The 6661-nt window shown below is 39.6% G+C and carries 7 protein-coding genes; all 7 read right to left on the minus strand.

Translation table 11 applies throughout. The annotated features are described in order from the left end of the window. Positions 1-11: 11 nt before the first annotated feature. Complete coding sequence (locus DDR33_RS08825; protein WP_109415408.1) at positions 12-1193, minus strand: MraY family glycosyltransferase; 1182 nt, start codon at positions 1191-1193, stop codon at positions 12-14. Between the two features lie 106 nt (positions 1194-1299). Next, the gene (locus DDR33_RS08830; protein ID WP_109415409.1) at positions 1300-2511 is read right to left on the minus strand and encodes an MraY family glycosyltransferase; all 1212 of its coding nucleotides are present in this window, start codon (positions 2509-2511) and stop codon (positions 1300-1302) included. 212 nt (positions 2512-2723) lie between these two features. Then, positions 2724-2930 carry an IS66 family insertion sequence element accessory protein TnpA gene (gene tnpA, locus DDR33_RS08835; protein ID WP_109415410.1) on the minus strand — a complete coding sequence of 69 codons (207 nt, stop codon included), beginning with the start codon at positions 2928-2930 and terminating at the stop codon, positions 2724-2726. Between the two features lie 228 nt (positions 2931-3158). Next, positions 3159-3899 carry a glycosyltransferase family 2 protein gene (locus tag DDR33_RS08840; RefSeq protein ID WP_109415543.1) on the minus strand — a complete coding sequence of 247 codons (741 nt, stop codon included), beginning with the start codon at positions 3897-3899 and terminating at the stop codon, positions 3159-3161. Positions 3900-4087: 188 nt separating this feature from the next. Further along, complete coding sequence (locus DDR33_RS08845; RefSeq protein WP_238387726.1) at positions 4088-5200, minus strand: DegT/DnrJ/EryC1/StrS family aminotransferase; 1113 nt, start codon at positions 5198-5200, stop codon at positions 4088-4090. Beyond that, positions 5197-5646 carry an acyltransferase gene (locus tag DDR33_RS08850; protein ID WP_238387727.1) on the minus strand — a complete coding sequence of 150 codons (450 nt, stop codon included), beginning with the start codon at positions 5644-5646 and terminating at the stop codon, positions 5197-5199. The genes DDR33_RS08845 and DDR33_RS08850 overlap by 4 nt, the downstream gene beginning before the upstream one ends. A gap of 10 nt (positions 5647-5656) precedes the next feature. After that, positions 5657-6661 (minus strand): Gfo/Idh/MocA family protein (locus DDR33_RS08855; protein ID WP_109415412.1); only part of this gene is annotated, 1005 nt, incomplete at its 5' end.

The following is a 6661-nucleotide window of genomic DNA, read 5'->3' on the forward strand; positions in this document are numbered from 1 at the left end:
AATGAGCGAAATTAATTCTGAGCAACCTTACTCAGGGCCCTTTCCACCAGGTCCTTATTCTCAGAGATCAGATCAGGAGTAATAACAACCGGTATTTGAGGCTCTGCCCGGAGAACAGACTGTTCGTCCCCCTTTTCGGCCGACACCTTTCGGCTGTAAAGATATATAGAAAGACCAGTATTCAGAAGAACGATCGTCAGCACCAAAGTAAGAACCAGTTGGTTGCTTCCAATATGCTGCAGGGAAAAACCCATTGCCACAAATAAAGCCGAGACAAACGCAAGCACGCCGGTCGCCTGCGAATGATTCATTCCAAGTTCAAGCATCCGGTGATGCATATGGTTCTTATCAGCCTTAAATGGCGACTGTCCATGAACAATACGAATGGCAAATACCCTTAGTGTGTCAAATACAGGCAATAGGACAATTGCCAGCGCAAGTCCGGGCGCAGCAGTCACAGGAATAATTCCCGTTTCGATCGTACCTTTACCAGCGATATTGATAAAATGGACCGCAAAAGTAGCCATCATCAAACCAAGCATCAATGAGCCGCAATCCCCCATAAAAATCCTTGCCGGAGACACATTATGCATCAGGAAACCACAAAGGGCACCAGCCAGAGCAAGACATATATAAGCCCAGTGATACTCTCCTGAGCTGTAAAACAAAAATGCAAATGCCAGAGAAGCAATAAGTCCGAGAGAGCCGGCCAGCCCATCAATTCCATCGATAAGATTATACGCATTGATCACCCCTACATACAACACCACACTCAAGACAACACTTAAAGGATAAGCCAGCTCATATATTCCCAACAACCCTTCCAGGCTGGTAATGCGAAGATCCGCCAGCCCCACCAATATTCCCGCCGCAACGAACTGAGCAATGAATTTCTTAAGCGGATCCACCCCAATCACATCATCCTTAACACCTGTCAGAAAAATGATAGTACCCGCGGCAAGAATATAATTCGCATTTTCAAGATTCAGAATATCCCCAAATAAAGCCAGAGAAAGAAGCATTCCCGTGAATATTGCGATTCCGCCAAGATTAGGAATAATGCGCTTATGAATCTTCCGTGACTCCAGAGGCACGTCAAAAAGACGCTTTCTGACAGCGATGGTGATGAGAGGCTTTATAGAGAAAGCCACTATCAGAAGACTAACAATAAAAACAACTAAATAAGTGACCATACCTTCTGTGGTTCATTCCCCACTACTAACCCCTGTCGGCAATATTGCCGATTGCCTAATTAGTTAAAAGCGTCTGTTCAGGAAATTGTTTTAAAAAATTAATTCTCTAAGATAGATGCTCCTGGTCCATTTCCGTCGAAACCTCCCTTAACACCTTTTCGGCAAACTCATTCCCTTCAGATGTAAATTTCGCCCCGGCACCATTAGGCTTTCCGGGCCTATCACCAGCAGAATTGAGATTGCTCCCGGGAACAGCCACCTCATCCAGGATCTTCTTACTATAGAGATAGATAGACAATGTCGTATTCAACAAAATAATCACAAGGACTAATGTAGCAAACAGTTGATTGTTCCCGATTTTCTGCAAGAAGAAAGCAGTAGCAATAAATACTAAAGACACCGATACCAATGTAGCCGTTGCCTGCATATGATTCATCCCCAGGGCTAACATCCGGTGGTGCATATGATTTCGGTCAGCTTTAAACGGAGACTGATTGTTGATAATACGAATAGTGAACACCCGGAGCGTATCAAAGACAGGCAAAACCGCAATCGACAAAGCCAAAGCAGGAGCCGAACTAACCGAAACAGATCCAATTTCAATCACTGCCTTACCCGCTACATTTATAAACTGGATCGTTAAGGCAGCCACCATGAATCCCAGCATCAAAGATCCACAATCCCCCATAAAAATCCTCGCAGGAGATACATTATGGACTAAAAATCCCGCCAGTGCACCAGCCAAAGCTAGACATATACAAGTCCATTGCGGATACCCGGCATAATAAAACAAGCCGGCATAAACCAAAGCCGTCATCAGTCCCAAAAATCCAGCTAAGCCGTCAATCCCATCAACAAGATTATACGCATTGATAAAGCCAACAAAAAGGAATATGCTTAATCCTACGCTAAACGGATAAGCAAGTTCATGTATCCCAAACAATCCCCCCAAATTCATAATCCGTATATCCCCCAGAATCGTCACCAAGAACCCTGCCAAAAACTGCGCCGCAAACTTCTTCATCGGATCTACCCCAATCAGGTCATCCTTCAACCCTATAATAAATATGATTACCCCCGCAGCCAGGATATAATTCGCATTCCAAAAACTGGAGATATCTACAAAAAGCGCCGCAGCCAAAAGAAACCCGGTAAAGATCGCCAGCCCCCCAAGATTCGGTATTATTCTCTTATGTATCTTTCTTGATTCAGACGGAGCATCAAAAAGTCGCTTCCGTATTGCAACTGTGATAAGCGGCTTGATTGAGAGTGCTACTGTAAAGAGACTTAAGGCAAAAACAAGTAAATAAGTGATCATTATTATCGTTTTTAGGTGACGGGATAAGGTATCTCATCGGGTCAAAGTTAAAATTATATTTGAATAGTTCATAATACTGTTTAGGTAATACGTAAATAAAAAGGAAAGTGCTACAAGCGAAAGACTGTTTTTTGTTATAAAAAAGCCACTGTACGACAAAATTTAACATGAATCTGCTCACATCCATAGTTAAAACATAGCTTAGCTATCTGTTATAGCATAAGAGACAACGAAATTAACAATCTCTGACTATCGGGACAGATACTTCTCAACGTAAGCATCCGGTACCGTTTGGTCCAGTAGGGAAATAGATGATAGGCGATCATATGCTCATGGCAATAGGCTTTCTGGCTCAGGCCACTTTCTTTCCACGCTTCTACATGGGCGAACATCTCTTCCGCTGTCCTTATTTTATTCATCTTCTTTTGTTTCCCGCAAAGCTATTGCCTTGTAAAATCTTCCGCAAGATGGGACGGCCGGACGCTTACTTCTCAACTTAGGTTATTTATCACATTTAAACTTATTATATAACGCGGTGAATAAACTTGATATTATACTCGGCTTTGTATGCTGTACTCCGCACGCATAGAGGTTCACTGCTGCTTCCCTTATAAACGTTCGCAAGTTTCAATCCCATGCCACGAATACTAAAAATATTGTAATATCTTTCGAATAGGTTTAAGAATTATAGTAAAAAAAAAGGGTTTAAGGTTATTCACTTTCCAAGCTAATAAGTCTTCCCTGTTAGCCCTTATGCGGTTTCTAAAACTAGAATTACTTTGCCCTCCAACCCGCATTTTAACAATCGCCTTGGGGATATAGCTTGGCTTTATTGAATAGCGAAACAACAGCCGTAACATCAACTCATAATCTGCTGAGGTTTTAAAATTTGTATTAAAAGCCCCATACTTTAAGAGCAGGTCGGTTCTTACATAGAAGGTTGGATGAGGCGGCATCCAACCAAATTTAAATGCTCTCTTCAGATAGCTTCCAGCAATCCACCTTCTTACGATTTTTTTATCATCTTGATCTATATAAAGTAAATCAGCATAAGTACAACAAATGTCTTGAGAAGAAAATTTGCCTACAACTGTAGCAATAACATTGTTATCAACATAAAAATCATCAGAATTGAGAAAGCCAACAATATGTCCAGTTGCTAATCTTATACCCTTGTTCATAGCATAATAAATTCCATCGTCCTTTTCCGATTTATAACAGGAAATCTTTTCTCCATAAGATGCTACGATATCAGCAGTTCCGTCCGTCGATCCACCATCAATGATTATATACTCAATGTCAGGATAATTCTGAGAGACAACAGAGTCAATACACGACTTCAGGAATCTTTCAGAATTATAAGTAACCGTAATTATTGTAACTTTCATAAAAAAATTCAAATAATCATACCATTCCAATCATAGCGGCCGCCTCAATCAAGATACTCCAAATCAAAATACAATCTTTCGATTTGTAAGAAGTTTTCGCTTTTCATTAAAAGCAATCAAGCAGTCTTGTTTGAATTGGAAAGATCCCAGTGGATTAAAATAAACACACATAGAAAGCAAACAAACCATTAACTATAGAACCTTCGTATAATGTCAGAAATATACTTAATGTCATCGTAGCTCAATTCCGAATACATGGGCAATGACAAAATTTCAGATTGATATTTCGACGCGACAGGGTAATCTGCAGATGAATATCCCAAATATCGATAGGCCGATAGATTAGGCAAAGATGTGGGATAATGTATTGCAGTCTCGACTCCATTCTCCTTTAAGAAAAGAGACAACTCATCTCTTTTTTCTGCTCTAATCACATATAAGTGAAAAGTATGTTTACACTCGGCCCTTCTAGCAGGTATTATTATATTGGGGATGTCCTTTAATAATGCATCATACTGATTTGCATTTTGAATTCTTAGTGTCGTCCAATTTAAAATATGCGGAATTTTAGCTGTAAGAATAGCAGCCTGTAGACCGTCCATTCTACTATTAATTCCCTCAATTTGATGAAAGTGCTTCCTCAACGCCCCATGCCTTGCAAACATTCTAAACTTTAGTGCTAAATCATCATCGTCAGTGATGATGCAGCCAGCGTCGCCATAAGCGCCAAGATTCTTACCAGGATAAAATGAGAATGAGCCCGCAATGCCAACAGTTCCAACTCTCTTTCCTTTAAATTCGGAGAAATGAGATTGAGCACAATCTTCAATGATTGGCAAATCAAATTTATTTGCAATTTTACACAATTTATCCATCTCACATGCTTGTCCATATAAATGAACTGGAAGGATAGCTTTTGTTTTCGACGTAATTGCTGATTCTAATTTATTCTCATCTATCGTATAATACACAGGATCAATGTCAACAAAAACAGGCGTCGCTCCACAGAGAGAGATAGTCTCGGATGAAGAGATCCAACTATTTGCAACCGTAATTACTTCATCACCTTGACCGATACCTAGCATTTTCATTATTATAAATAATGAATCCGTACCATTGGCAACAGAAATACAGTGTTTTACTCCATACAAATTCGCAAACTCTTTTTCGAACGTCTCTACATATTTTCCTCCAATAAACGCGGTATCATTTATAACGCTAGAGATTGCTTCATCAATACTCTCTTTAATAGAAAGATATTGAGCTTTTAGGTCTACAAACTGAATTTTTCTCATTTTCATCTTAAGTCTCTTAATAACTTTGCAGGATTACCCGCATATATACCCGCCTTATGAATAGGCTTAGTTACAACAGCTCCAGCTCCTATAACGACATTATCACAAATACTAACTGGTAGAATCGTTACATTACTACCAATAGAAACGTTATTACCTATATCTGTTCGCTTCCATTGCGACTTGTCACCATTTGCAGGACCACCTGTAGCAAACCGATCATTCACAAACATCACGCCGTGCCCGATAAAACAATGTTTTCCAATTGTTACCAGCTCGCATATAAAAGTATGAGACTGTACTTTTGTGCCTTGGCCTATCGATACATCCTTTTGTATTTCTACAAATGGCCCAATAAAACAATCGCTTTCAATCTTACATCCGTAGACGTTAACAGGCTCTACTATTTTAACGTTCTCGCCAAATTCGACATCTCTTATTTGAGACTTCAATAGAGTAGGTCTATGCATTGTTCAATTGCTTTGCAGATTGATAAACCCTATCAATTATTTCCACCGTCTTTAGTCCCTCATAACCACTAGTAGTTATACTTCCTCCATTCACAAGTACATCCAATAAGTTATCATAAACTTTGTCATGATTAGACATTGATCCTTGATAGGTTCCGTAGTTGTTTGCAGTGCCCCCCTTTGGCAATTCTCCAATCGAGTACCCTTCTATATTCTGATATTCGAGCTCATTCAAATACTGTCCACCTATTTTAACAGTACCTTTTTCGCCGAAAATCGTCAACGAACCCTCCATATTTTTCTCGTAACTATTTACTGTATAGTTTATGGTGCCTAAGGCTCCATTATAAAATTCAACAGCAACAACCCCAGTATCCTCAAATTCAATTATATCTTCATGGAGCAAGTTCTTAGTCAATGCATATATCTTCTTAATATCACCAACTATCCAATAAAGTAAATCTACAAAATGACTAAATTGTGTAAACAAGGTACCTCCATCTAAATTTTTGGTACCCTTCCATGAATTCAAATAGTAATCCGAGTTTCTATTCCAAAAGCAGCTCATTTGAACGCTCAATATTCTCCCTAACCGACCTTCCTCTATGGCGTTCTTCACAGCGGTAACTGGTGGATTAAATCTATTTTGCTTAATCACGAACAACCTCTTGTTAAATTTCTCAGCTGTCTTAATCATGTCACCACAATCTGAAACTGAAATAGACAAAGGTTTCTCGCAAAGAACGTGAAACCCAGATTGAAGGGCTTTAATAGTGTGTTCTGCATGCAGACCATTAGGAGAGCAAATGGAAACGACATCTATTCCCAAATCTGCATTCAAAAGCTCCTCAACATTATAAAACGGGATAGCACCATATTTATTCGCAAGGCTATTTGCCTTATCCTTATCTATATCACAAACAGCCTTCAAGCATGCCTTGTTATTAATGTGTTCCGCATGACGCTGAGCTATTCTACCACAGCCGATCAGCGCAAA

Origin of the sequence: Pararcticibacter amylolyticus (assembly GCF_003130405.1) — a bacterium.
In the GTDB taxonomy this organism is placed as follows: Bacteria; Bacteroidota; Bacteroidia; order Sphingobacteriales; family Sphingobacteriaceae; genus Arcticibacter; species Arcticibacter amylolyticus.

Bases quoted from the DNA above. Each gene is read 5' to 3' on its own strand.
- DDR33_RS08845 (WP_238387726.1), bottom strand. From the start codon at position 5,200: ATGAAAATGAGAAAAATTCAGTTTGTAGACCTAAAAGCTCAATATCTT.
- DDR33_RS08840 (WP_109415543.1), bottom strand. From the start codon at position 3,899: ATGAAAGTTACAATAATTACGGTTACTTATAATTCTGAAAGATTCCTG.
- DDR33_RS08825 (WP_109415408.1), bottom strand. From the start codon at position 1,193: ATGGTCACTTATTTAGTTGTTTTTATTGTTAGTCTTCTGATAGTGGCT.
- tnpA (WP_109415410.1), bottom strand. From the start codon at position 2,930: ATGAATAAAATAAGGACAGCGGAAGAGATGTTCGCCCATGTAGAAGCG.
- DDR33_RS08830 (WP_109415409.1), bottom strand. From the start codon at position 2,511: ATGATCACTTATTTACTTGTTTTTGCCTTAAGTCTCTTTACAGTAGCA.